Source organism: Arthrobacter alpinus (assembly GCF_001294625.1).
GTDB classification, from domain to species: domain Bacteria; phylum Actinomycetota; class Actinomycetes; order Actinomycetales; family Micrococcaceae; genus Specibacter; species Specibacter alpinus_A.
Window position 1 is genome coordinate 1276050 of sequence record NZ_CP012677.1, and the last position, 24221, is coordinate 1300270.

A 24221-nucleotide genomic window follows, 5' to 3' on the forward strand; every position below is an offset into this window, starting at 1 on the left:
CGACTAGGTACACACGTGCTGATGGCCAGTGCAGGGTGAGCTTGTGTCTCGTAGTGGGGCGATGCAGGCTGTAGGTAGCATGTATCTCATGACGCTCATGGATCCTCTCTTCTTGAATCTTCTGGCCGCCGCCGAGCGCGGTGAGAAATGCCCCCCGCTCGTGGTGGTGACGGGTACTTGGGTCATCCAGGGCGCCCTGGTCGGCACAACCGCATTTCTAGAAGCCTCCCAGATGCACGTCTACGACAAGCTGATTCGCCTGTGGGGCTCTGCAGAGCGCAAGAATCCCATGTCGCCCGAGGATGCCGCCCAGATTGCTGGTCAGCGACTCGCCCCGTTGGGAATCCCCGGGGGTGCAGGGTCGCCCAGTCTTAGCCTCATTGAAGTCACGCTGACCGGCGTTAAGACCCTCTCCGTGCCTGCGATGCGCGTGCCACTGGCAGCAATTGATGCGTGGTGGGTCACCGATCATGCCCTGGAGAAGCAACAGCCCGTTGCGGAACGTGGGAGTGAAGCTCGGGGCGGCGGCGGTGTCAGCGTTGGCGTAGCATTCGACTTCTAGAACCCGGCGCTCCGAATCACCCAATCCCACCAGCCTCACATCGTTCTTTGAACTGTCCCGGAAATGATGCCGCCACCTATTTTGACGAATGTGCGTATGTTGGCCTCTCGTTAAAGTTCGGCGCGTGGCGATGTGGTGGAGAATGTAGATCTCGACGTCTGGGTGCTCCTGTGGCGAGCGGGACCACCCGAATCGGGTCGGATCTTCTGGATTGATAGACAGAGCTAGTACCGGATTGGTACCATGAGGTATGGCTATGAATCTGCGAGTACCCGAAGAGCTGGATCGAGAGCTGGAGAAGCTTGCTCTTGAGGAACATACCTCAAAGTCCGCGCTGCTGCTTCAGGGTGCCGAGATGGTGCTACAACGTCACCGGCGTCGTCGTGAGATCGCTGCGAGCATTGAGTTCGTCAAGAGCCATGATGCCGAGCTGTTGATCCGCCTCGCTGATGCATGACGCAGTATCTCGATATTGAGGATGCTCTCCAAGTCGTGGACGGCTATGGCTTTCATATCCGGGACATCGGCCTGCTTGCCTCCGCCCTCGCCCGTCCGGGAACCACCGTGCTGGGAACGGACGCATATCCGGACCTTGCCTTGAAGGCAGCGGCGTTGCTGGATTCGGTGGCCAGGTTTCACCCGCTTCTGGACGGAAACAAGCGCACTGCCTGGACACTGATGGTGTCATTTCTTTGGATCAACGGATTCAAGCACAACTTCGGGACAAATGAGGCGTTTGATCTTGCCCTGGGAGTGGCCGCTGGAAATATTGGATTGGAACAATCGGCCGCGGCGATCGTGTCCCATATTGTTCCTCGCTAACCGATGGCAAGGACAGTAGGCTCTAGTCGGAGTCGGCGGGCGTACCTAGCCAGGATTCATGAAAATGGGCCTGTTCCCGCCGGGAACACTTTTCCTTCTGGACTGGTCCGGACTGCGTCGTATTGGGACGGAGATCGGCAGGATGTCGGGACTTCCCTCTGTTTGCATGGGCTAAAAGCCGGTTCGAATCCCACCTCGGGCACATATGTCGATGAATGGCCCCCTGGAAACAGGGGACCATTTTTCATTTGCGGCCCCGGTTCCGCTGATCGAGCTTGTCGAGACCCGTCCATTCCCCTGATGGGCCTTGTTATGCAGCGTGCTGGTTCTCTGACGCTGATTTAGATGTTCGTTCCTGGCTTCTCCCTTTCTGAGTATTGCGGGTAATTCGTCCTCCGTTACCATCCATGGTCCGTAGGACCACTACGACATGACCTGGGTGTGACTTTTGGCCGGCAGCTGGAAGCTCTCCGTAGCTGCCGCTGTTTCAGTTGTCCACGGTCCTCGAAGCACCTCAGGGGGTCAATGGCGAGACTTAGAATTCAAGCCCGTGGGCAATTTCATGGCCGCCCATGGGCAGTTTTTCATGGCCGCTAACACGAGGGTGAACTCGTATTGAACGATGGCTACGGGGCGATCATGGCAGTTGTGTTTCGGCGGACATTGTCCTCTCTGTGGCTTGGAGCTCATCGGCTCGAAGCCGCATCACCAGGCCGCGGTGGGGCGCGCTATATCCGGCCAGTTCTTGCATAAGTACTATGATTCGAGGGACTTTACGCGTCGACCTGTTGCGGCCGTTCCACGCCGTTGAATTACGAGGGTGTTTCGACGTCGAACGAAACTGGAGACAAAATCGTCATGAAGTTTTTCAAAGCACGGGTTCTGCTTTGGCCTCTCCTGCTGATCGCCGTGCTGGTTGTCTCGGGAATGGGCGCCGCTTTCGTATTCGGTGGACTCAACGCTCTCGCTCTCAGTTCGCTGTTCACCAGCACCTCTAACGAACGCGATTCGCAGGTGATTCAGTCCGTCACGCGCGTGCAAGAGGTCGCCCTGCTGAGCCTTCATATCGAGGGTGTCGACAGGCACGAAAGCAATGGAGCGATTTTCGGCGTGGCCATACCCGCCAGCGAGAAAACAACGCTGATCCAGTACAAGCTCGACGCAAAATTAGGCATCGATGGGTCACAGGTGAAGATCGAACCCACCGGCCCAGACTCATTTCGGGTGACCATCCCTGAATTTATTGGCATCGGCTTTGACGATCCTGTGTTCGAAGACCCCCTTGAGGACAACAACGCGCTTAGCTGGCTGGCGGCGCCAGCCGTTCAAACTCGCATGATCAACAACATTCTCAGCGACGAGAACAAACAGAAGTACACCACCCAAAACGCGGCAGCGCTGAAAGAGCAGGTCGAGGTTTTCTACTCCGGAATCATCGCCTGCGTCGATCCCGAAATCACCATAGACTTTGAGTTCGCAGGGTAGATGCCCGCAACGCCCCGTTCTCGCCGCATGAACCCAAACTGTCAACTAAACACTGGTCAGACCCACCGTATGCCGGAGCCGACAGCTTGAATATTACGCATCGCAGTGGTCTCACCGGCAGATGAAACGTCCCCACCATGGTTTGAAACGGCAGCTACAGCCTTATCCGGTCGATGTCGTCGGACTCCCAAGTTTTCCCGTTCCACAATACGTTGGCAGCAAGGGGCAACTGGTGGGATGCACTCTCAACGATGTGCATGAGATAGCCAGCGGTATTGGGGAATGCTATGAGATCCCCAGCGGCCACTCCCGCGGGAAATTCAAAACGACGTCGCAGGAGAAGTTCTTCTTCAATACAGTAGGCACCCACCAGGAACGCGCTGCCGAATGTTCGTTCCGCGCCTGGGCCGGCGGCGTGAACGAGCAGCGGATCAAGTAAAAAGTCCGCAGAGGTGGACCTGCACTGTGTACGATTCATGTGCAAACCAACCAGCGGCACACCATCGCTGCGCTGTTTTGTGAATGCCACTTCGGCAAGCGTTAGCCCGCATCCATCCATCAGTGAACGCCCCGGTTCGCACCGTAGTTGAATATCGGCAGCCCTTAAAGCGGCGCCAATGGAAACCGATTCAGTCTCGGGCACATAACCAAGTAGTTCATTGAGCCAAACACCGCGCACGAGCTCCTGGTGATAGGGGTATACAGCGGAGCTGGGAGCGAGCCCCTTGGCGCCGAGCCTGTCGGATTTCCAGGTGAGGGACTCATCGCCGTCGGGCAGCCGGACAAGCTGGTACCAAAAGTCCTCCCACTGGTCCGCACTGTCCACGTAAGACATGGGTATTCCGCCACCCATGTCCACGAAGTCTGGTGCGTGGCCCATGCTCCGCAGCTCTTCGATGACGCCCAGGGCCTGATGAATACCGAGGGAGCGGGCATGCGCATCATAGCCGTTGAGGTGGAAATGAAGGCCGGCCACCTTGACGCCAGCGTTCGGGGTGACGTCGGAAAGTAGGTCCAACCAGTGGGATGCGGACAACCCAAAACGGGTGGGCGGGATGCTCCGGTGGTCGATAGACAGCCGCAAAGCCACGTTAAGGGCTTGTCCCGAAGCTTCGTTGACTTCCAATGCACTGTGTAGTTCGTCGCTGTTGTCCAGGCTGACGGTCACGCCGGCGGAGATGGCCGCGCGAAGAAGCGCCTTTGACTTCACAGCGGCGCTGAGGATGATTCGCTCTGGCGGCACTCCCCGGTCAAGGCATTGGCGCAGTTCATTCAGACTTGCTACGTCGACGCCGCACCCCTCGCGAACCGCCTGATCAATCGCTCCCATCGTCTTGTTGGCTTTGCGCGCATAGTAGATCTGCAAGTCGATCTGATGCTCAGCTGCGGCAGCGCGGAGCTCCTGGGCATTGCGTCCCATAGCGGAGTATTCGTGAATGTTGACCGGGGAACCGTGGGTGTCTATCAGCTGCCTGCAGAGTCTGGAGTTGCTGAGCAGCTCTTCCATCCACGGTTCAAGCCGGGCTGTCAGCCGCGCTGTGCCGTACATTTTTTCATTCATCACTTTGTCCTAGTGGTTGAGCCGGTCGGTAATGAGACCAGCAATGCGCTGGGCCCACAGCAGGTGTTCGCCGTGCAGGGAACGATTGAGGGTGTCGTGGCCCAATGTTGGGTCCTCGGTGGGACGGCCCAGCGCTGCCAGAGATTCATTCCTGGATCCGTTCAAGGCAATGCAGGTCCCATCTGATGCTGTCAGAAGGCCACGGTCTCCGGGCCGGATGGAGATGTCCCCGCGATGCAGTAGCCCGGCGAACAGTTCACTAGTGGGAGTTCCTGCCGGTGCAGCCGCCGGCAGCACGCCAGGACCGGGCGTCACCGCGTCAACGAGGATCGCAGCCGGTGGCGGAGTCTGCTCAGTCGTGGCCAGCTGAAGGAGTCCGGCGTCAATGAGGGCCGCTAATTTACGTGCAGTGAGCTCCGGAGGGCCGAAGGTGATCTTCTCCAGGCTGTGAGCAACTCGGGCAAATTGGCGCCAGTCCCGGGCGGTTCGGGGCAAACGGTCCATCGCCGCCACCAGCTCCGCATACAGACCGGACCACACCCTGGCCCAAAGCCACCCTGTCGTGACAGGCGCCTGGAGCTGGTTCACAGCGAGGGCACGTTCTAAGAAGGCTGCGGCGTTGTGCGGCCGCTCAGGGGCCGCAGCTCCACAGCCGGCCACAGCTGAATGACCGGTCAAGGCCGTGCGCCACAGGGCCAGCGCACTAACGTCCAAGCCCATTACACGGGCACAATCCTGGGCACAGCGCACAAGTATCAACCACAGCCCGCTCAGGCTGAGCTCAGCGGGCGCATCCGTTTCCCGTACCTCCTGGCCCCACTCGCGCAAGCTGGCTTTGTGTCCTTCCAAGCACGCAACGACCTCCCCGGGCACCATCTCGCTTTTGGGCAGCATGAGTGTGCCACTGCGGGAGGAAAAGATGATCAGCCGCGGCTCTTCGCCACAGGAGCGATACCGCAATCGTGCGCCGTCGCCGGAGTCGTTGGTCCATTGCCAGTCGCCACCACGGCCTTCAGTCAGCAGCATTGCCACGTCGTAGGCCGTCAAGGCCGCTCCCCGAATCCAGACTTCGGACCCGGCGGGGAGGGCCTCCGGTGTCAGTGCGGCGTAATCCCCAATCAGCGGGAATCTGTTCACTGCGCCTTTCATAGGATCCGCTGCTGGGGCCTGCGCCAGTCCATGTCCGGTGGCCAAGAGAACCTCGTCGTAGGTGTTCGCCCCAAACGTCCCGCTGACCTGCCACACCGGACCCTTCCGTTCGACGCCGGTGACCACCTCAGGGACGTGGCCCACGGTGATGCTTCCGCGGCGCGACAACAGCTGAAACTGCTCCTGTAGATAACGTCCCACGAGCCGCCTTGGCGGATAACGCACTGGTCCCATTTCTGGTGCCACGCGCTGCGCCCACACAGTGAACGTCTCGGCACTCAAACACGAGGTTGCCTCTACGATGCCCGCCTGCACGTTCAGGCGAAGGGTCTCGGGCTGGTTGGTCCGCCATACACTTCCCGCTCCAGGCGGCTGGGGATCATAAACATCCACGGTCACCGGCGCCGATGGCGTGGATGACAGGCGGTCGTTGAGGGCCAGAAGTGCGAACAGGCTTTTTGGTCCTCCCCCGACAACAGCAATGCGGATCACTGATTCGCGAACTTCCCAGTATCCGCTGTACCTTCCAGTTCTTCATTCAACACTGTGCGAACCCAGTCATCGTTGTAGACAGTTTGAAGGTAAGGAACACCGGTGTCATGAACCATGAACGCCACACGCGAAGCTGGATCAATGCCGGGCAGCAAGTTTCCCATCGCGGCAACGATGGCACCGGTGGACGCTCCGGCGAGAATTCCTTCGCGGTGGGCCAGCCGGCGGCAACCTCGAACCATATCGATCTCTTGAATCTGGCAGACTATGTCCGGGGCAGCGGACGAGGCCAACTCCGGGAGAACCCCGGCGCCGAGGCCCGGTAGCCGGCGCGTGCCCGCGACCCCGCCGAACAGCACCGATCCCACAGAATCAACAGCCACGATTTTGGTGCCGAGGCCGTGGGTGCGAACGTATTGCTGGCATCCCAGAAGGGTGCCGGTGGTGCTGGTAGCGACGAAAAGGTAATCCAGATTGCCCCCGGTACCGGCCAATATTTCGGGCATAGTCGCCTCAAAGTGCGCACGCGGATTTGCGGGGGACCCGTACTGATTGGTGGTCACAGACCCCGGATGCATTGCCAGGAGATCATTGACCCGCTGGCGGCGGGCTGCGAGTTTGTTGCCGTCCGCCGGGGTCTGAATGCGGTTCACTGTTGCACCGTATGCCGCCATCAGCTCCAAGGCCAACGGGTTCGCATTTTCATCGACCACGGCCGTGAAGCTGATCCCGCGCACCACACATTGCCGCGCCAGGGCTATGCCTAGATTTCCCGATGTTGATTCAATGACCATGCCGCCGGCAACGAGCTGCCCCGAATCCAGAAGGGCCTCAATCAGCCCATTGGCGGTGCGTTCCTTGGTGCTACCGGACAGTTGGAGCAAGTCAAGCTTGGCATAGACTTCGATGCCACAGCCCTCAAAAAGCCGGTTAAGTTTGACCGTCGGTGTGACAAATGGTCGGAGCGTTCCCAAACTATTCAACCTCAGTCCTCACATTCCATTCCTAGGGGCAACGATAGCTATTGAGGCAAGTATTGCCGGCGCCGCCGCGTCCCAGCGTCTAGCCAGTATAGGGCCACCGATGAACAACTGCGTGAACTCTTATTCAGATCGCATCTAGCCGCCATTGACCGCCACGGCGGCGAACAAGGAGTGGCTGGAAGGCCATGGCAGCACTGGTTGGAGAATTTCCATCGGTATCGTTCACAGACAACAACGTCATCAAAAAAGCGCTGTCTGCCGCTCGGTGAAATCCGAAGGGACTCACCATGGAATTTGTACTCTCATTCGTCATTCATTGGAGAGAGCAGGCGCAACCACGATCCAATTTCCGCGGCGGAGAACCAACCAAGGAATCAACCGAGTGTGACCCGGGCAGACACAATCTTGTCGTAGATTGCCCGCATAGCGTCCACGGCGGGTCTGATCGTCACCCTCGGGGCAAGAATCTCCACTGGATCGATGCTTGTGTACGGGCGCTTGCGTATGTAATCCTGCTTGTTGTCGTTTTTCTGGCAAGCACAGTTGCTGCTATGAATTCGTGGCGCATACCCTCACCAATCCGCCGCAAGCTCCGCAGGACCAGTTTATGCACAGCCTCAACGGTTTCCCCGGGTATGCGCGCCTTGGCCTAGTTCAAAACGAGAATGACCTAGACCGGCGCTGAATCAACCAAACAGAACATCCACAGTTCGCCGTCGTCCTGGATTTTGGGCACTGTCACCGGCCGGCTCAGGAGTCAATCCCTGGCCTGACAGGTGGGTATACAGTTCGGATGCGCCTTGATGATTTCAGTAACGATGATGTCAGTAACTCTGTGAAGATCCGGATGTTCTGCCATGGAGAAAACTCTACTTTCCCGTGGGATTTCACGGTTGATAACTCCGGCGGACAGGTCCTTTCACAGAGTCCGTTCACCAGTGGTTGCTGGCTGAGGCTGACGGAAACCCCTGTGTGGTGGGGCCTGTCAGGCCCCTTACGTTCTTGACTTGCTGCGGCCAGTGATTGCCCCGTAAATGCCGGCCACAACCAAGCCGCCGACGATGGCAAGAATCCACGAGCCGAGATTCCAGAACTCCATCCGGCCTCCACCAAATAGCAGGTCACCGATCCATCCACCCACGATGGCTCCAACCACACCGAGGATGAGACTAGTGACCCAGCCCCCACCTACACTGCCTGGCATGATGGCCTTGACAATGGCCCCGACAACAAGGCCCAAAATGATCCATCCGATGAAACCCATGATTCCTCCTTGGATAAGGACTGCCTGACTTCACAACGGTGCAAATCCGTAAAAAGTCCCGGAAGTGGTGGTTCATAGTGTAATAGCCACTAGACACAGTTTAACCAAAGTTTTGCCGAAAATCTTGGAATCTGGTTAATTTGTTCTTGTTGGGCAGGGACTTGTGCAGACTCTCCCCAGCGGCATTCCCGGCGGATTGCGACCCACGGTGACTGGGCATTGGGTGTTGCTCGCCGACAAGACTGCCGTCGCGGTGCGGACGGGTATGTCGACGTTGACCGGGCTGCCCCGCCTAGGTGCTGGTCCCGACTACGTCCCAGTGGCTGCGTTGCGGGTAGCCGCGCTGCCTGATGACAGCTCCCAGACCTTGGATTTCGGTTCAAGCCTCGATGAGCATTCCCGCAGGATTACTCTTGCTCGCTGGGCTTACGTGAAGTATGCCCTCCTACTTTCAGCGGTATTGCGCCCGGCCTGCAAAACCGGGCCGCACTCCGTACCCCCATGACCGACCGCGGAAAGCAAGCACTCAAACGCAAACGGTGGGAATCGCGGAAAGAACTACGCCCGGCCGTCGTCATTTGGATCCGGAGAACCAGTCACCTCCGGCGCGTCCGATGGCGACGTGTGGAGCGCGTCCCGTCCCGTCCAGACCTTGATGACTGTCCAGCCGACGGCGGTGAGCGGGACAGCGAGTAGGGCGCCGATCAGCCCTGCCAGGGCAGTCCCGGCTGCGAGGGCGAGGAGGATGGCCAGGCCGTGGATGCGCAGGACCTTGCCCATGAGCAGCGGCTGGAGGAGGTGGTGTTCGAGCTGGTTGGCGGCAACTAAAACAATCAGCACCACCAGGGCCGGGACCGGGCCGTTGAAGATCAGAGCCACCACCACGGCCAGTGTCCCGGCAGCAGTGGCACCTATGATGGGAATGAACCCGCCGATGAACACGAACACGGCCAGTGGCAGTGCCAGCGGCACGCGCATAATGGTCAGGGCCAGGCCGATGATGAGAGCGTCAGTCAACGCCACTAGTGCGGTGCCGCGCACGTATCCGCCCAGTACGATCGCGCCGTGATCCACCGCTTCGTGAGCCTTCCTCCGTTGCCCCGCGGGGAGGAATCCGATCAGGAAATTGCGGATCCGTTCCCCGTCCTTGAGGAAGAAGAACAAGATGACTGCCATCAAAATCACCCCCACGGCGATTTCAGCGGCAACACGGAGCCCGGTCAAGGCTTCGTTTCCAAAGGTGGTGCTGAGGATGAAATTCTGTATGGAGTTACGGATGCCGTTGATCTGCGTATCGGTGATCGGGTATGGGCCCTGAACAATGAACCCGTGCAGCCGGTCGATGCCAATGTCAGCTTGGGCGGACAGGTCCTTTAGCTGGGACCGGATCAAGAAGACAATACCTGTGATCACACCGCCAAACACGGCCAGGATTGCCACGAATGATGTCAGCACCGCAGCGGCCCGTGGCCAACGGCGGCCGGTGAGCCAATGGACCAGCGGGCTGATCGCCGAGGCAAGGATCAATGCAATGAGTATCGGAGTAACAACTACGGGGACCTGTGTGAGGGCCCAGATCACCGCCGCGACAAGGGTCAAGACCAACAGCACCTGGGCCGATCGGATGGACGACTGGCCCATTGCGTCTGCCCAGATCGTGGGTAGTCCCTGGGTGAATCTCCCGCTGGGGGGCTTTGCCGGTGGCAATGGCTCTGCGGGGCTGTTGCTTTCTGTTTGCGCCATGAAGCCAATTCTTGCACTGTAAGGACCGGATGGCTGTTTGTTTAACTACTTGGCAGGCTTTTTGGTCCCCACCGTGGTGTCCATCAGCCCTTCGAGTCCGTCTTCGTCAACCTCGGTGTTTGGTTCGACATCGATGGGGGTCCCGTCGTCAACTGCGGGCTTGTCCTTCTCTGCCGTATCGCCCTCGTCCCGCACGAAACCCGGCGCCTCTCCGTCCGCCACATTGAGCGCCAGTACTGAGCTTCGATGGCGACGGGTATCAGCCAAGTCGAACAGCCGCGCGGCAGCGCCAGCATCACCTTCTTGTTCCAGGAGGGAACCGGCCGCCATCAGCGCCTCGGCCGCGACGGCGTTCTCGCGGTAATCGAAGTATGCTCGCGCAGCCGGCTCCTCGAGGATTCCGTTGATCTGCGCGCTGACTCGGCTGGCGTCAGCTAGGGAATAGCCGTGCCCGAGCTGGTACACCTCGTGATAGAGGAAGCCATAGTTTTCTTCCCGAAAGTCCATGGACCTATCCAGGCGGGACTTCATTTCGTCCTGCTCGGCGGGTGAAAGATCGTCCACTTCGAGCCCGAGACGCTTGGCAAACTCGCGCAGGTAGGTGGCACTGGCAAGCGGCATTCCAGTCGGGGCGAGGTCAGTGTTGGCAGAGGCGGGTTGGGCATGCTCGGCAGGGGAAAAGAGGGCAAGGAATTTTTGAATCAGGGTGCTCATGGGGTCCTCTATTGGTTAGTGCGGCCCTTCAATCTTCCCAGCTTCCGAAGAACCTTCCAGCATGGATTCCCGTGATACTCGCCGCACCGGCAGGTTCAACGGCGCAGCCGACAACAAGGCACGTGTGTACTCGTGCGCAGGATCGGTGAACACCTGCTCGGTGGACCCGGACTCAACAACTTCCCCCGCGCGCATTACCAGCACCTGATCACTCATGTGCCTGATCACCGAAAGGTCGTGGGAGATGAACAGGTAACTGAGCCCAAACCGCTGCTGCAACTCGTCCAGTAGGTCAAGGACCTGGGCCTGGATGGAGACGTCCAGGGCCGAGACCGGTTCATCGCAGATCAGCACTCGTGGCTTCGGTGCAAGGGCGCGGGCAATGGCTAGACGCTGGCGTTGCCCGCCCGAAAGCGTGGCGGGATTGCGTGCCGCCATGCCGGGCTCCAAACCGACCAGCTGCAGCAATTCGTTGATTTCGCCAGTGCGGGCGCGGGGGTTGCGCGTGCCACCAAGACTCAACGCGTCGGCCAACAGGGCTCCAGTGGAAAGCCGAGGGTCGAAGGAGGACAACGGGTCCTGGTAGATGGCGCCCAGCGACGAACGGTGGGTTCGGCGAACGGATTCGGGAACCGAACTCCACGGCTGACCGAAGAGCTCCACGGTGCCCGCGCTCGGGGCCAGCAGCCCCAGGGCCATGCGTGCGGTGGTCGTCTTCCCCGATCCGGATTCGCCCACCAATCCAAGGGTGCGGCCGGGCAACAGCTCGAAGTCGACATGGCGCACGGCCGTGAACCCGGTGGACTTGCCCAGCAGGAAGGTCTTGGAGAGGCCACGCGCGCTGAGCAGGGGCTGTACGACGGCGGCCGGCTGACCGTTGGGTGCCACGGGGCCGGCGGTCCGGCTGGAAACGGAATCTCCGGATTCAGTGGCGGGGGAGAGGCGTGTGAAGCGGGGCTTGCCGGCAGGAACCGCGGCCAGCAGCGCACGGGTGTACGGGTGTTGCGGGTCGTTCAGGATCTGCACAGCCGCGCCGCGCTCCACGATGCGCCCGGCCTGCATGACGGCAATCGAATCGGCCACCGCTGCTACGGCTGCAAGGTCGTGGCTAATCAACAGCATTCCGGAGCCGCCCTGGCGCAAGTTACCGAGGAGGTCCATCACGGATGCGGCGATCGTGGCATCCAGCGCAGTGGTGGGCTCATCGGCTATGATCAGTGCCGGTTCCAAGGCAATAGCCGAGGCAATCAGCGCCCGCTGGCGCATTCCGCCGGAGAGTTCCCCTGAACGTTGGGAGGCCCTGCGGATCGGGTCATCCAGGCCCACCGCAACAAGCAGTTCAATCACGCGAGCGGCGCGTTGCGCTCCGGAACCGGTTGAGTGCAGGCGCAGTGCGTCGTCAATTTCCTTGCCGACGGTGCGCAGTGGATCCAGGGATGTCAGGGCATCCTGCAGGATGAACCCCACCTGACGGCCGCGGAGGGCACTCCAGCGGCGCTGTGAAAGGGTCCTGGCATCCACGCCCGCCACCTCAAGTATGTCGGCGTGCACCTGCGAACCGGGCCCGGCCAAGCCGATCAGGGACCTGGCGGTCACCGATTTGCCCGACCCCGATTCGCCCACCAGCGCCAGGCATTCCCCGGGGCTCACCGTGAAGGAAATGTCGCGGACTACGCTATTCCCGCCAAAGGTGACCGCCAAATTCTCAACCCGTAAGAGCGGCTCGGCAGCGCTCATCGGACACCCCTGGACTTCAGGATCCGGGAGAGTACCGTGGAGGCCGCGGCAACCAGCACAATGGCCAGGCCCGGGAAGAACGTCATCCACCAGGCCAGGGCGAGGTAGGTGCGTCCGGCCGACAGCATGGTGCCCCATTCGGGGGCAGGTGGGCGCGCTCCGAGCCCCAGAAAACTCAGCGACGCGGCCCAGAGGATGGCCTGTCCCAGCCCCAATGTTGCCAGTACGGCAATGGGGGCCAGGGCGTTGGGAAGGATGTGGACGGTGAGGATCCGGGCCCTACTGCGCCCGAGAACTGTGGCGGCCTCCACCATGGGGGAGGCTCGCAGGGCAATGATCTGGGCACGGATCATCCGCGCGTATCCGGGGGCCGTGGTCAGGCCCACCGCCATAACGGTGGTTGCCACACCTGGCCCTGCGAAGGCGATGAACACCAGAGCCAGCAGCAGCCCGGGCAGGGCAAAGAGCACCTCCAGGAGGCGGCCAACACCAAAATCCAGCCATCGGCCGCCAAAGCCGGCGATGGTGCCCAGCACTAGGGCCAGGCCGAGCCCGATGGCGGTGGCCGCGGCCCCGATGAGCAGTGAGGGCCGTGCGCCGTGGATGATGCGCGAATAGATGTCCCGCCCAGATTCGTCGGTGCCCAGCAGGTGCTCGGCACCGGGCGCGGAGAAGGCCTGGGTGGGGCTGATGGCCAGCGGGTCAACCGGTGACAGCAGGTTCGGTGCGATGGCTGCGAGGACAAAGAAGAGCAGCACGGCAGCAACAGCCACCAGGGGCAGGTGGGCCGCGAGCCGGCGCACAAGGGCGACCTCACGCCGTCGTACATGGTTCTTCTGTGGGCTCAACGAAGGCTCTGGCGTCGCCTTGCCCGGCCCGAAGACGCTCATGAGGTACCTATCCGTGGATCGGCGAGGCGTTCGGCAAGGTCGGACAACGCCATGATCACCACGTATGCGGCTGCCGAGATCAGTGCCACACCGGTGACCATGGGGATGTCCCTGGACGTGACCGCCGAGAGCAAGGAGCGTCCCAGGCCAGGCCGGGCAAAGATGGATTCGACCACCACGGCGCCGGAGAGCAGCGAACCGAAAGCCCATCCGGAGAGAGCGATGGCCGGAAGCGCGGCATGTCGCAGAGAATGGCGCAGCAGCACACCGATCTCAGATTCCCCGCGCGCCCGGGCGGACAGGGCAAAGGCGGAACGCTGGGCTTCCATCAAGGTGTCCCGCATGACCTGGCCTAAAAAGCCTGCCAGCGGCAGCGCCAAGGTGATGACCGGCAGCGCTAGGCCGGCTGCGGTGTTGGTGCTCACCGGGGGAAGCCATCCCAGCATGGTGGAGAAGACCAGGATCAGCACGCTGGCCAGCCAGAAGTGCGGCACCGCCGCAGAAACAATCTCCAGTCCCGAGCCCAATGCAGAACCTAACGCACCGCTGCGTGTGGACAGCACAGCGACGACCAGCGCCATGGCCCAGGCCACCAGCAGTGCCAGTATGGCGAGGATGAGGGTCGGGGGAATCAGCTCGCCTAGCACCTCGGACACGGGGGTTTTCAGCGAGTAGGAGGTGCCCAGGTCGCCGGTTGCCAGCCGCCACAGCTGGCCAAAGTACTGGACGTACAGTGGCTGGTCCAGGCCGTACTGGGAGCGGGCGCCCGCAAGGGCCTCGGCCGAGGCTTGGGAACCGGGGCCGCCCATAATGGCCTCTGCCGGATCCCCGGGAATCATCCGGATGCCGAAGAAGATGGCGGTTGCAACTGCCCAGAGCACAAAAATGCCCCCGCCGATTTTGCCCAGCAGCCAGCGGACGGGCGACTCGGAAAATCCGGGTGCTCGGGTGGAAGCGGCTGCGGGTGTGCTCATGGGCGGGGGCGTTTCGTGGAAGGTGCTAGTTGCTCAGCCAGGTGTCAAAGAAGGTGGGGGTTGCCACTGCGGTGGTGGCGCCGACGTTCTTCAGCTTCGCCGAGTACAGGAAGTGGTTCTGCTGGTTGTACAGCGGCAGCAGGTAGTAGCCCTCGAGAACCTTCTTCTGCGCCTGGGTGTAGAGGTCCTTGCGCTCTGCCAGGTCCTTGGTGGTCCCGGCCGCGGCCAGCAATGCATCAAGGCTTGGGTCCTTCACCTGGGACAGGTTGGCGAAGTAGCCCGACGGCGCGGGAATGGTGGAATCGGAGTGGAAAAGGACGGACAGGACACTCGGCCCAACCTTGGTATACGGGGCCGAGACCAGGTTGTAATTGTTCGTGAACAACTCGCCGTACCAGCTGGAAAGATCCAGCAGCTTGATCTTGATCTCAAGGCCCGATTCCTTGGCGGTGGCCTGCATCTGCTCAAAGAGTGACTGCTCGGCAGGGATGGACTGGCTGGTGCTCACCGGGAAGGAGAGGGAGAGCCTGGTGCCGTCCTTGACACGGTAACCCTCGGAATCGCGCTGGCTCCACCCTGCCTCGTCCAGCAGTTTGGCTGCCTTGGCCCGGTCATAGCCGAAGAGCGATTCCTCGGAGAGGGCCAGGGGCTCCACGCTGGACAGGGGGGAGTAGGAACGCACGGCAGTGCCGAAGAACAGCGAATCGATGCTGGCGTTGACGTTTACCGCATGGATGAACGCTTCACGGACCAAGACGTCGTTGAACGGCGGTTTCGAGGAGTTCAGCTCAACCCGGTTGGATGCCCCGGGGCGCGGCGCATCCAGGTGCTTGATGGATGTGTTCTTCTCGGCGGCGGCAATGGCGTCGGGCTGGGCGTTGTCTATGATCTGCACCTCGCCGGCCTGTAGAGCCGCATAGCGGGTGGCTGCCTCCGGGATGAAGCGCCAGGTGATGGCATCCAGGTAAGCTCCCCCGGCATGCCCGGCCTTGGGGTCCGGGAGCACATAGCCGGCGTTGCGCACCAGTTTTACGGAGTCCTGCTTCTTCCAGGACTCGACCTTGAACGGACCGGTACCCACGGGGGCGGCACAGTTGTCGGCCTGGCTACGCTTGAGGGCAGTGGGGGATTCAATGGCCACCCAGGGCATGGAGAAGGACTCGAGCAGTGAATTGTCCGGGGACTTGAGCTTGAGCTCGAGGGTGCTGGCATCGACGGCCTGCATGGAAGCGATCTTGCCTAGGGCCAGGTAGCCGGTGGATGAGGTGGTGGCGGGATTCAACAGGTGCTCAAAGTTTGCCTTGACCGCATCAGCATTCAAGGCAGTGCCGTCGGTGAAGCTGATCCCGGTACGGATCTTCACAATGCGCGTCAGCCCGTCGTCGGAGACGGTGGAGTCTTCGGCGAGCCAGGGGATCAACGCGCCGTCGGCGTCCTTGGTGTAAAGGCTCTCAAGGTATTGCGAGGCAATGAGCGCCTGCGGGAAGTTGCCGCCAACGTGCGGATCCAGGCAGGCAGGTTCGGCATCGCCGGAGGCGTACACCAAGGTCCCGCCCGTGACAGGAGAACCGGATTCGCCGCTGGCATCGGGGGTCATGGCGGCCGGCGAGCAGCCTGCCAGAACCAATGCTGCGGCCAGTGCCGTCGCGGCGGGAAGTAATCTGGTGGCCAAGGGGCGTGCGAGAGTCATGAAATTCTTCCTGCGAACCGGTGAAGTGGAGCGATGCGTGGTCAGTCCGCGTCCGTGTCCTCCGGCAGGTGGCCATGAGGCACGCGTCGGCGGGTACCGCCATCAACCATAGCGGCTGGGGCGGGACTGATGCAGTGGCATGTGGGGTAGATCATAGGCTGGCCGGGGCGCCATCATAGGTAAAGGCTGCACAGGGTTCGGCCAAGGGCCCTGCGTCACGTCCAGGTCCCGCGGTGCGCTGGCCGCCGTCGCTTGCGCCAGCGGGTAGGAGCGCATCTCTGACCGGGCATTCATTCACTGACGTCGTGAGACGAGGACCGGTTCGGTGGCGCGGTGAAGGACGGTGTGGGTGGTGGAACCGATGGTGCCCTTGATGAGGCCGCGGCCCTTGGTTCCCATGACTATCAGGCTGGCGCCCCGGGAAGCGTCCAGAATTGCTCGGGCGGTGGACTGGTTTCTGAGCAGTACCCCCTCGACGCTGGTGCCGCCGGTCAGTTCACGGGCCCTGGCCACGGCGGCGGCCAAGATCTCCGCCGACTCCCCATCGACTGGTGCCCGGCGCGCCGGCCAGCCGCGGGGTTGGGGCTGGACATGTATGACCCTTAACGGGGCGCCCGTCAGAACTGCCATCTGGCAGGCATCCGTCAGGGCGCTCATGGAACCGGATGCGTCAACGGCTACCACGATGGCTCCGCCGGGTTGTGATTCCATGGTCCTGATGACCGCCACGGGACATGGGGCAGTGGCCGCCATTTCCAGGCTCACCGACCCGACGAGCAGGCCGATGAGCCCTCCGATCCCGCGGCTGCCAAGCACCAGCATCTGCTGGCCTTCAGAAATTTTGGCCAGGTGAACGGCGGGCCATCCGTAGATCAGGCTGCCCTGGACATCCAGCCCTGGTGCGGTGTCCGTCGCCAAGGCCAGGCCCTCGTTGAGGATGATTTCGGGGGAGGGCCCCTGCCCGATTCCCGCCGGGATGCTGGCAGCTTGGGTGCCTTCGGGGGGCAGCGGCCGCAAGTGGCAGTGCACTAGGTGCAGCCGACACTCTCGCAGGGCGGCTTGCCGCGCCGCCCACTGAACGGCCTGCGAAGCCTCGGGGGAGCCGTCGTAACCAACCACGATGTCTTGAGAGTGCTGCACCAATTCCCCTTTGCGGTTTTTTCTTGCCTGAACTGAGCGGCGTCGTCGCCTAGCCAGGTTCCGTCAAAGTCTACGGGCTGACTGGGCGAGTCCGGCTCCTTGCAAGCAGCCAGGCCCTGCGGCGCAGTGCCAGCACCGAACCCCCTACCACCAGGAGGAACACGGCGGTCCGCAGAATTACCGTAGGTTTGCGGACCCTGCCTGGGCCAGGCTGGCAGCCACCGGGGCCAGTCCGCGCACCGTCAACGGTGTGGCTCTAGCAGTATCCGGCAATCTTCTCGGTCAGGGCCGATGCCGTTGCCGGTGAGAGCCCAATGTGTTTGGCACTTTCCCGGACCGAGCGCGGAGAGTGGTCCCGGTCCTATAGTGGAGCTACCGGCATCCGGAGGAAGCCATGAACCACGCCTAAGGGAGTACCTATGAAAATTGCAGTGACAGGCGGCAGCGGAAAACTAGGACGCCATGTGGTGCGCAGGCTCACCGACGACGGCCACCAGGTACTGAATCTGGACCGGGCCGGGGAGCGCGGACCGGGGCTAGTGGTGGTGGACCTGCGCAATTACGGGCAGGTCCTGGACGTTTTCTTGGGCTTGGATGACAGGCACAGCGGATTCGACGCCGTGGTGCACCTGGGCGCCATTCCGGCGCCCGGGCTCCTGCCGGACGCCGCCACCTTCGAAAACAACATGCTCTCCACCTACAACGTCTTCCAGGCGGCCCGGCGGGCGGGTATTAAAAGGCTCGTTTACGCCTCCAGCGAGACGGTCCTGGGACTGCCGTTCGACGTCGACCCTCCCTACATTCCCGTCGATGAGGACTATCCCGCCCGGCCGGAAAGTACCTATTCGCTGGTCAAGGTCCTGGAGGAGCAGATGGCCACGGAGATGACCCGCTGGGATCCGCAGCTGAGTATCGTGGGCTTGCGGTTCTCTAACGTCATGAATGTGGCGGACTACGCTGCCTTCCCCTCCTTTGACGCCGACGCCATGGCCCGCAAGTGGAACCTGTGGGGCTACATCGACGGCCGGGACGGGGCGCAGGCCGTGGCGCGGGCCCTTGAAAACGGCCAGCCAGGCTTCCAAGCGTTCATCATCGCCAACGCGGACACCGTGATGAGCCGTTCCAGCGCGGAGCTGGCCGCCGAGGTGTTCCCGTCTGTGCCGGTGCGCAAGGACCTCGGTGAACACGAGACCCTGCTGTCCATCGACAAGGCGCAACGGCTGCTGGGCTTTGTTCCCGAACACTCCTGGCGCAACCACCAAGCAACCGTCCCGGACCAGAACTGATCACCACCAAGAATTGAGGGGCACCAATGGAATACCGCATATTGGGTAACAGTGGCGCCGTGGTTTCCAACTTCGCGCTGGGCACCATGACGTTCGGGGCGGAGGCAAGCGAGGCGACGTCCCACACTCTCCTCGATGCTTATGTGGCCGCCGGTGGCACCTTCGTCGACACCGCGGATGTGTACAGCGCCGGGGGGTCGGAGGAGATCATTGGCCGGTGGCTGGCGAAGCGGCCGGACGCGCGGGAGTCGGTGGTGCTCGCCACCAAAGGCCGCTTTCCCATGGGTGCCTCCCCGAACGATGTCGGGACCTCCCGCAAGCATCTCACGCGCGCCCTGGATGACTCCTTGCGCCGGTTGGGGGTGGAACAGATCGACCTGTACCAAATGCACGCGTGGGATCCCATCACCCCTGTTGAGGAGACGCTGCGGTTCCTCAACGACGCCGTCAGCCGGGGCAAGATCGCTTACTACGGGTTCTCGAACTTCCTGGGCTGGCAGCTGACCAAGGCCGTCCATGTCGCCGCGTCGCATGGCTGGAATGCGCCGGTCACACTGCAGCCCCAGTACAACCTGCTGGTGCGGGAGATTGAGTTGGAGGTTGTTCCGGCGTCCCAGGACGCCGGGATCGGGTTGCTGCCGTGGTCGCCCTTGGGTGGGGGCTGGCTCACCGGCAAGTATCAGCGCGACGTGCCGCCGGCAGGGGCCACCCGTCTGGGCGAGAACCCCACCCGCGGCATGGAGGCCTGGCAGCAACGCAACGACAACCCGCGAACGTGGGAGGTGATCGGAGCCGTCCAAGAGGTGGCGGCAGCACACGGCGTCACCGCCTCCCAAGTGGCGCTGGCCTGGCTGGCCGCCCGCCCCGCCGTCACCTCGGTAATCCTGGGCGCGCGCACCACCGAACAGCTCACGGACAACCTGGCCGCGGCGGCGCTGGAGCTCACCGGTGCGGAGCTGCAGGCACTCGCCGACGTCAGTGAACCGCGTCTGGGCGTTTACCCGTACGGCCCCATGGCCCAGGAACAGCGAAGCCGGAAGATCCAAGGGGGCCGATAGCCCTCTTTGTGGGTATCCGCCGCCGGTCAAGAGCTGACGTGCTGCACGCCCTCGGCGAGCCTCAGGCGGGGGCCAGATTCCGGCGTCGGACCTCCTTGTAACGGTTCACCAGCAGGCCGTGGCGGGGGCTGAAGAAGTAGACCAGGGCAAACGCCGCGCCCTGGGTCAGCACCACCATCCCGCCGGACGCCGCATCGAGGTAGTAACTGGCGTAAAGCCCGACGACGGCGCACGCGGCCGAGATGGTTGGCGCCAGCACCAGCATGCGCCCGAAGCGGTCGGTGAGCAGGTACGCCGTCGCACCGGGAATGATCAACATGGCCACCACCAGCACCACGCCCACCGCCTGCAGCGCCACCACGGAAGTCAAAGCCAGCAGCCCGAGCAGGAACGCGCCGAGCATGCGCGGGTTCAGGCCGATGGCGTGGGCGTGCGTGGGGTCGAAGGCGTAGAGGGTGAAGTCGCGGCGTTTGATGACCAGAATGGCGAAGGTGACCGCGCCGAGGACCAGCACCTGGACCAGGTCGGAGTGGCTCAGGCCCAGCAGGTTGCCGAAGATGATGTGGGTGAGGTCCGTCTGGCTGGGCGTGACGGAGATCAGCACCAGCCCCAAGGCAAAGAGCGTGGTGAACACGATGCCGATGGCGGCGTCCTCCTTGACCCGGCTGGTGTCGCGCACGGCCCCGATCAGGGCCACAGCCAGGAAGCCGAACAGCACCGCTCCGACGGCAAAGGGCGCTCCGAGAATGTAGGCCAGGGCGACACCGGGCAGCACGGCGTGGGAGACGGCGTCGCCCATCAGGGACCAGCCGATCAGCACCAGCCAGCACGAGAGTACGGCGCAGACCACGGCCGCGATCACGGTGACCACGAGGGCGCGCTGCATGAAGACGTAGTCGAAGGGTTCCAGTAGGAATTCAAAAACACTCATGCCGGCACTTCTGCCGCACTCATGACAGCCGCGGTAGCGGTATCGAGGCCGAAGGCCAGGGCCAGGTTTTCCGGGCGCAGCACCTCGTCCGGGCTGCCGTGCAGCAGGACGCGGCGCATCAGCAGCACGGCCTCGTCGGCTAAATCCGGCAGGGCGTGTAGGTCGTGGGTGGAGACCAGGACGGTGGCACCGTCCGCGGCCAGGCCCTTGAGCAGGGCACAAATGGTGGCTTCGGAGCGCTTGTCCACGCCGGCAAACGGTTCGTCCAGCAGCAATGTGGTGGCGCCCTGGGCGATGCCGCGGGCCACAAAAGTGCGTTTCTTCTGCCCTCCCGAGAGCTGGCCGATCTGGCGGTGGGCAAAGTCGTTCAGATCCACGCGCTCCAGGGCGTCGGCCACGGCGAGCCTGTCGGCCTTGCGAGGCCGCCGGCTCATGCCCATGTGCCCGTACCGGCCCATCATGACCACGTCCTGAACCGAGAGCGGGAACTGCCAGTCCACGTCCTCACTTTGTGGCACGTAGCTGACGACGCCGGACCGCCTCGCCTGGGCGGGGGTGGCGCCGCCAATGGTGACGCTGCCGGCGTCGGGCTTCACCAGGCCCATGATGGACTTGAACAAGGTGGACTTGCCCGAACCGTTCATGCCGACAAGGCCGCAGATCCGGCCTCTTTCCAGCTTGAGGCTGGCCCCGTCCAGGGCCAGCACGTCGCCGTAGTGGACGGTCACGGAGTCGACGTCGATCGCTGGGACCGAGGCTGTTGCTGGGGTGGGCCTCATGACCGGGCTCCGGTGAGTGCGTCGACGATAACCTTGGCGTCGTGCTTGATCAGCTCCAAGTAGGTGGGGACAGGGCCGTCTGCTTCGGAGAGTGAATCGACGTAGAGGGTGCCGCCAAAGACGGCGTCCGTTGCCTCGACCACACGGTCCATGGGGTCCGCGGAAACGGTGGATTCACAAAAGACGGCCGGCACCTGGTTGGTGCGGACAAATTCGATGGTGCTGGCGATCTGCTGCGGTGTGGCCTGCTGCTCGGCGTTGACGGCCCAAATGTACTTCTCCGTCAGGCCAGCGTCGCGGGCCAGGTAGGAGAAGGCGCCCTCGCAGCTGACCAGGGCGCGCTGGTTCTTCGGAAGGACGGCGAGGTCCTTGACCAGGCTGTCCTGGACCTCCTGCAAGGTGGCGTTGTAGGCGGCGCCGTTGTTCTTGTAGAACTCGGCGTTGGCGGGATCCAGGTCCTGGAAAGCCTCCACCATGTTCTCCACATAGATCTGCACATTCTTCGGCGACATCCAGGCGTGCGGGTTCGGCATGTCCTTGTAGGCGTCCTCGGCGATGTTGATGGCGTCCACCCCGTCGGTGACGACGGCGTGGGGTGCATTTACGTCTCGGACAAACTGTTCGAACCAGGCTTCCAGCCCCATCCCGTTGTCCAGGATCAGGTCGGCCTTGGCGGCCTTGCGGATGTCGCCCGGGGTGGGTTCGTAGCCGTGGATCTCCGCACCGGCCTTGGTGATGGACTCCACCCGGAGCTTGTCGCCGGCTACGTTCTGGGCGATATCGGCCAGGACGGTGAAGGTGGTGAGGACGACGGGGCGGCCGTCACCGGCATCACCGGAGGCCTCGCCGGGTGCTGCGCAGCTGGTCAGGGTTAGGGCGAGAACGGTGGCGCCGGCCGTCGCTGCCAGCCGGACGGCTGTGAGGACTTTGGGTAGGTAAATTGGCATGAACTGACCATAGTTTAGGTATACCGAAAATACCAATTGCGGCCCACCGTAACAATAGCTTTTTCCTATCCTGTCCGTATTGGCGCCACCCACACCGTAGACAATATCTGGACACCCGGCGCACCGGGCCGCTGACTAGGCGGCGGCCCGCTGGCCGGACTAGACCGGCGGCCCGGGCTGCCCGTCAACTGGCAGGGGCTCGAAAGGGGCGCCCGGTTCCGCGGGGCCCTGGTCCAGACGGAACGGCGGGTACTCGTCGCGCATGAGGAGCGCGTAGCAGGCCACGCGGTAGATCCACCGGTTGATTCCCATGACCAGGTCGAAGAGTGTGGGTTGGTACCTGCCGGTGAACAGGAGCATGACGGCGGCGATGAGCACCAGGAGCCCGAGCAAGGAGAAACCTGTGTTGCGGGCGTAGTCCTGTCCCCAGGAATCGCTGCCTCCCCACGGGGCCCAGACGCTGCCGGTAAAGATGGCAATGATCAGCAGGTGCGGAATCGCCAGCAGCCATCCTTTGACCAGGACCAGACCGTGCGCGAGCCGCTGGGGGTAGTCCACCTCGAAGTCTGCGGGATAGTCCGTGGCGGCGAAGGTGAAGGGCGGGTACTTGTCGGTGGCCAGAGCCGAATAGGCATAAAAGGCGACCCGCCAATTCCAGCGCAGGACCCCTACGTTGAAGTCAAAGAGCGAACGCGGGTAGCGGCCTGTGAACAAGATGGCCAAGCCTGCGATGAGGGTTGTGAAGAAGAAGGCAAACCACAGGAAGAACAAGATGATGAAGTGGGGGATAGCCAGAAGCCATTTGACCAGCCACAAGCCGCGGGAAAGCTGCGGGTCCAGATACCCGGACAGTTGCGCCGGATAGCGCTTCGCCTCTGCCATGCTCCCCGGCGTGCCCACGTCGCCCGGCACTGCCGTGCCCGTTGCCGTACCCACACTCGGCCGCCCTGCACCGCCCTGGCTCGATGGGGGTAGGCCCCTGCCGACGCCAATGGCTCCCAAGGCTATCAGCCCGGCCCCGACGAGCAGGATGAGGATCCCGGCAATTAACAACGCTGGTGTAAGGGTTCCAAACAGCTCGGAATGGAACCCGGCCTGCATTTTCACGGAGACGCCTGCGCTCGCATCGGCGTTCATGACCACCATGACCACGTCCGCACCGCTGATGTCCATGGTGACTTGCTGTGTTCCGGGCCCGGAAGCGGACTCTGTCCAGAAGCCCTGGGCGGCCGGGGCTGTTGGTGTCGCCGTTCCCGGCTGATCCCGGTAGCTCACCCGGAACGGGGATGTTTCGATGCCGGTGATCTGGGTGGTGTGTACGCCGCTGAGATAGCTCTCTACCTGGGCTTTGGGGCCAATACCAATGAAGACCTGGCCGCCGGGGGCGGAGGACGTGGCGGCCAGCCGTATGCTGCCCAGGTCAAAGGGGATCCTGTCGGTGCCGATGTCCGCCGGTGGAGAGATGAGCGCGTAGGACGCCGTGGAGAAGCCGTGGGCGGAGGAGGTGAAATAGCCGTCGGGTCCTTGCTGGGAAGCCACCACGGCCGAGGCAATGCCGCCGGCGATCCCACCCACTCCCAGCATGGCCAGAATCGTCCCCAGGACAAGCGCGACGACGGAGCCCGCCCGTGAGCGGTGGACGTTGCCTGGGTTTGGACTCTTGCTTTGAACCATCGGATTGCTGGTCATGGCTGTCCCTTCGATTGTTTCAACCTTGTAGCGCCGGAGCCTGATTGGCAAGGGTCAAAGGTCACAGTTGTTGCCGTGGCCGGGTATTCGGCAGGTCGAGGACCTCCACCGAGATCAAGATGATGCCCAGATCGCGGATCTTTACGAGCAGGCCATGCAAGGCGGCCTGATCGGGCACCGGGCCCCGAAGGGTCGTGGTGCCGTTGCCGTCGCGGCTTAGTGTCAGGCCGTCAAACCACGGCACCCACCGGTCATCGAGGAGTCCGTCTACCCGGATGCGGTAGCTGGCGGGCAGGGGCGGCTTGGGATCGTGCACAGTCATTCC

General features: G+C 62.5%; 22 protein-coding genes. 6 read left to right on the top strand and 16 right to left on the bottom strand.

Annotated features, from left to right (window positions below; all coding sequences use genetic code 11):
• Window positions 1–88: 88 nt before the first annotated feature.
• From AOC05_RS05630 to AOC05_RS05645, 4 genes are all read left to right on the top strand, one after another.
• Window positions 89–562 carry a hypothetical protein gene (locus tag AOC05_RS05630; protein ID WP_157374917.1) on the top strand — a complete coding sequence of 158 codons (474 nt, stop codon included), beginning with the start codon at window positions 89–91 and terminating at the stop codon, window positions 560–562.
• A gap of 256 nt (window positions 563–818) precedes the next feature.
• Window positions 819–1019: a hypothetical protein gene (locus AOC05_RS05635; protein WP_062009414.1), complete on the top strand. Its 201-nt coding sequence runs from the start codon at window positions 819–821 to the stop codon at window positions 1017–1019.
• The gene (locus tag AOC05_RS05640; RefSeq protein ID WP_062006392.1) at window positions 1016–1384 is read left to right on the top strand and encodes a type II toxin-antitoxin system death-on-curing family toxin; all 369 of its coding nucleotides are present in this window, start codon (window positions 1016–1018) and stop codon (window positions 1382–1384) included. Before AOC05_RS05635 ends, AOC05_RS05640 begins: the two co-directional genes overlap by 4 nt.
• Window positions 1385–2242: 858 nt before the next feature.
• Window positions 2243–2869 (top strand): hypothetical protein, encoded by a 627-nt coding sequence (locus tag AOC05_RS05645; RefSeq protein ID WP_062006393.1) that lies wholly within the window; start codon window positions 2243–2245, stop codon window positions 2867–2869.
• 154 nt (window positions 2870–3023) lie between these two features.
• Here AOC05_RS05645 and AOC05_RS05650 read toward each other — a convergent pair whose 3' ends face one another.
• The 11 genes from AOC05_RS05650 to AOC05_RS05700 form a co-directional block, all read right to left on the bottom strand.
• A complete protein-coding gene (locus tag AOC05_RS05650) occupies window positions 3024–4430 on the bottom strand; it encodes an alanine racemase (RefSeq protein WP_157374918.1) in 1407 nt (468 codons plus the stop codon).
• A gap of 9 nt (window positions 4431–4439) precedes the next feature.
• Window positions 4440–6071 carry an FAD/NAD(P)-binding protein gene (locus tag AOC05_RS05655; protein ID WP_062006395.1) on the bottom strand — a complete coding sequence of 544 codons (1632 nt, stop codon included), beginning with the start codon at window positions 6069–6071 and terminating at the stop codon, window positions 4440–4442.
• Window positions 6068–7045, bottom strand: coding sequence for a pyridoxal-phosphate dependent enzyme (locus AOC05_RS05660; protein ID WP_062006396.1), 978 nt, complete (start codon window positions 7043–7045; stop codon window positions 6068–6070). The genes AOC05_RS05655 and AOC05_RS05660 overlap by 4 nt, the downstream gene beginning before the upstream one ends.
• Window positions 7046–8048: 1003 nt before the next feature.
• Window positions 8049–8318: a GlsB/YeaQ/YmgE family stress response membrane protein gene (locus tag AOC05_RS05665; protein ID WP_062006397.1), complete on the bottom strand. Its 270-nt coding sequence runs from the start codon at window positions 8316–8318 to the stop codon at window positions 8049–8051.
• A 558-nt stretch (window positions 8319–8876) separates the two neighbouring features.
• Window positions 8877–10061, bottom strand: coding sequence for an AI-2E family transporter (locus AOC05_RS05670; RefSeq protein ID WP_231687182.1), 1185 nt, complete (start codon window positions 10059–10061; stop codon window positions 8877–8879).
• Between the two features lie 45 nt (window positions 10062–10106).
• On the bottom strand, window positions 10107–10775 hold the full coding sequence (locus tag AOC05_RS05675; protein ID WP_062006398.1) for a hypothetical protein: 669 nt from the start codon (window positions 10773–10775) through the stop codon (window positions 10107–10109).
• A 15-nt stretch (window positions 10776–10790) separates the two neighbouring features.
• Window positions 10791–12512 carry a dipeptide ABC transporter ATP-binding protein gene (locus AOC05_RS05680; RefSeq protein ID WP_062006399.1) on the bottom strand — a complete coding sequence of 574 codons (1722 nt, stop codon included), beginning with the start codon at window positions 12510–12512 and terminating at the stop codon, window positions 10791–10793.
• Window positions 12509–13402, bottom strand: a complete 894-nt coding sequence (locus AOC05_RS05685) for an ABC transporter permease (protein ID WP_082357789.1) — start codon at window positions 13400–13402, stop codon at window positions 12509–12511. The genes AOC05_RS05680 and AOC05_RS05685 overlap by 4 nt, the downstream gene beginning before the upstream one ends.
• Window positions 13399–14376 (bottom strand): ABC transporter permease, encoded by a 978-nt coding sequence (locus tag AOC05_RS05690; RefSeq protein WP_062006400.1) that lies wholly within the window; start codon window positions 14374–14376, stop codon window positions 13399–13401. Before AOC05_RS05690 ends, AOC05_RS05685 begins: the two co-directional genes overlap by 4 nt.
• 25 nt (window positions 14377–14401) lie before the next feature.
• Window positions 14402–16066 (bottom strand): ABC transporter substrate-binding protein, encoded by a 1665-nt coding sequence (locus AOC05_RS05695; RefSeq protein ID WP_062006401.1) that lies wholly within the window; start codon window positions 16064–16066, stop codon window positions 14402–14404.
• A 294-nt stretch (window positions 16067–16360) separates the two neighbouring features.
• Entirely contained in the window at window positions 16361–17206 is an 846-nt protein-coding gene (locus AOC05_RS05700; RefSeq protein WP_062006402.1) for a universal stress protein, read from the bottom strand.
• Between the two features lie 419 nt (window positions 17207–17625).
• On the opposite strand from AOC05_RS05700, the gene AOC05_RS05705 reads away from it, so the two are divergent.
• Both AOC05_RS05705 and AOC05_RS05710 read left to right on the top strand, forming a co-directional pair.
• Window positions 17626–18492, top strand: a complete 867-nt coding sequence (locus AOC05_RS05705) for an NAD-dependent epimerase/dehydratase family protein (RefSeq protein WP_062006403.1) — start codon at window positions 17626–17628, stop codon at window positions 18490–18492.
• A gap of 26 nt (window positions 18493–18518) precedes the next feature.
• Window positions 18519–19550, top strand: a complete 1032-nt coding sequence (locus AOC05_RS05710; RefSeq protein WP_062006404.1) for an aldo/keto reductase — start codon at window positions 18519–18521, stop codon at window positions 19548–19550.
• Between the two features lie 61 nt (window positions 19551–19611).
• On the opposite strand, the gene AOC05_RS05715 is transcribed toward AOC05_RS05710, so the two are convergent.
• The 5 genes from AOC05_RS05715 to AOC05_RS05735 all read right to left on the bottom strand — a co-directional run bounded on the left by AOC05_RS05715 (window position 19612) and on the right by AOC05_RS05735 (window position 24218).
• The gene (locus tag AOC05_RS05715; RefSeq protein WP_062006405.1) at window positions 19612–20481 is read right to left on the bottom strand and encodes a metal ABC transporter permease; all 870 of its coding nucleotides are present in this window, start codon (window positions 20479–20481) and stop codon (window positions 19612–19614) included.
• Window positions 20478–21260 (bottom strand): metal ABC transporter ATP-binding protein, encoded by a 783-nt coding sequence (locus AOC05_RS05720; protein ID WP_062006406.1) that lies wholly within the window; start codon window positions 21258–21260, stop codon window positions 20478–20480. The genes AOC05_RS05715 and AOC05_RS05720 overlap by 4 nt, the downstream gene beginning before the upstream one ends.
• Window positions 21257–22207, bottom strand: coding sequence for a metal ABC transporter substrate-binding protein (locus tag AOC05_RS05725; RefSeq protein WP_062006407.1), 951 nt, complete (start codon window positions 22205–22207; stop codon window positions 21257–21259). Before AOC05_RS05725 ends, AOC05_RS05720 begins: the two co-directional genes overlap by 4 nt.
• Window positions 22208–22366: 159 nt before the next feature.
• On the bottom strand, window positions 22367–23896 hold the full coding sequence (locus tag AOC05_RS05730; protein WP_231687183.1) for a DUF4389 domain-containing protein: 1530 nt from the start codon (window positions 23894–23896) through the stop codon (window positions 22367–22369).
• Between the two features lie 61 nt (window positions 23897–23957).
• Window positions 23958–24218 carry a hypothetical protein gene (locus tag AOC05_RS05735; protein ID WP_062006408.1) on the bottom strand — a complete coding sequence of 87 codons (261 nt, stop codon included), beginning with the start codon at window positions 24216–24218 and terminating at the stop codon, window positions 23958–23960.
• Between the last annotated feature and the right edge of the window lie 3 nt (window positions 24219–24221).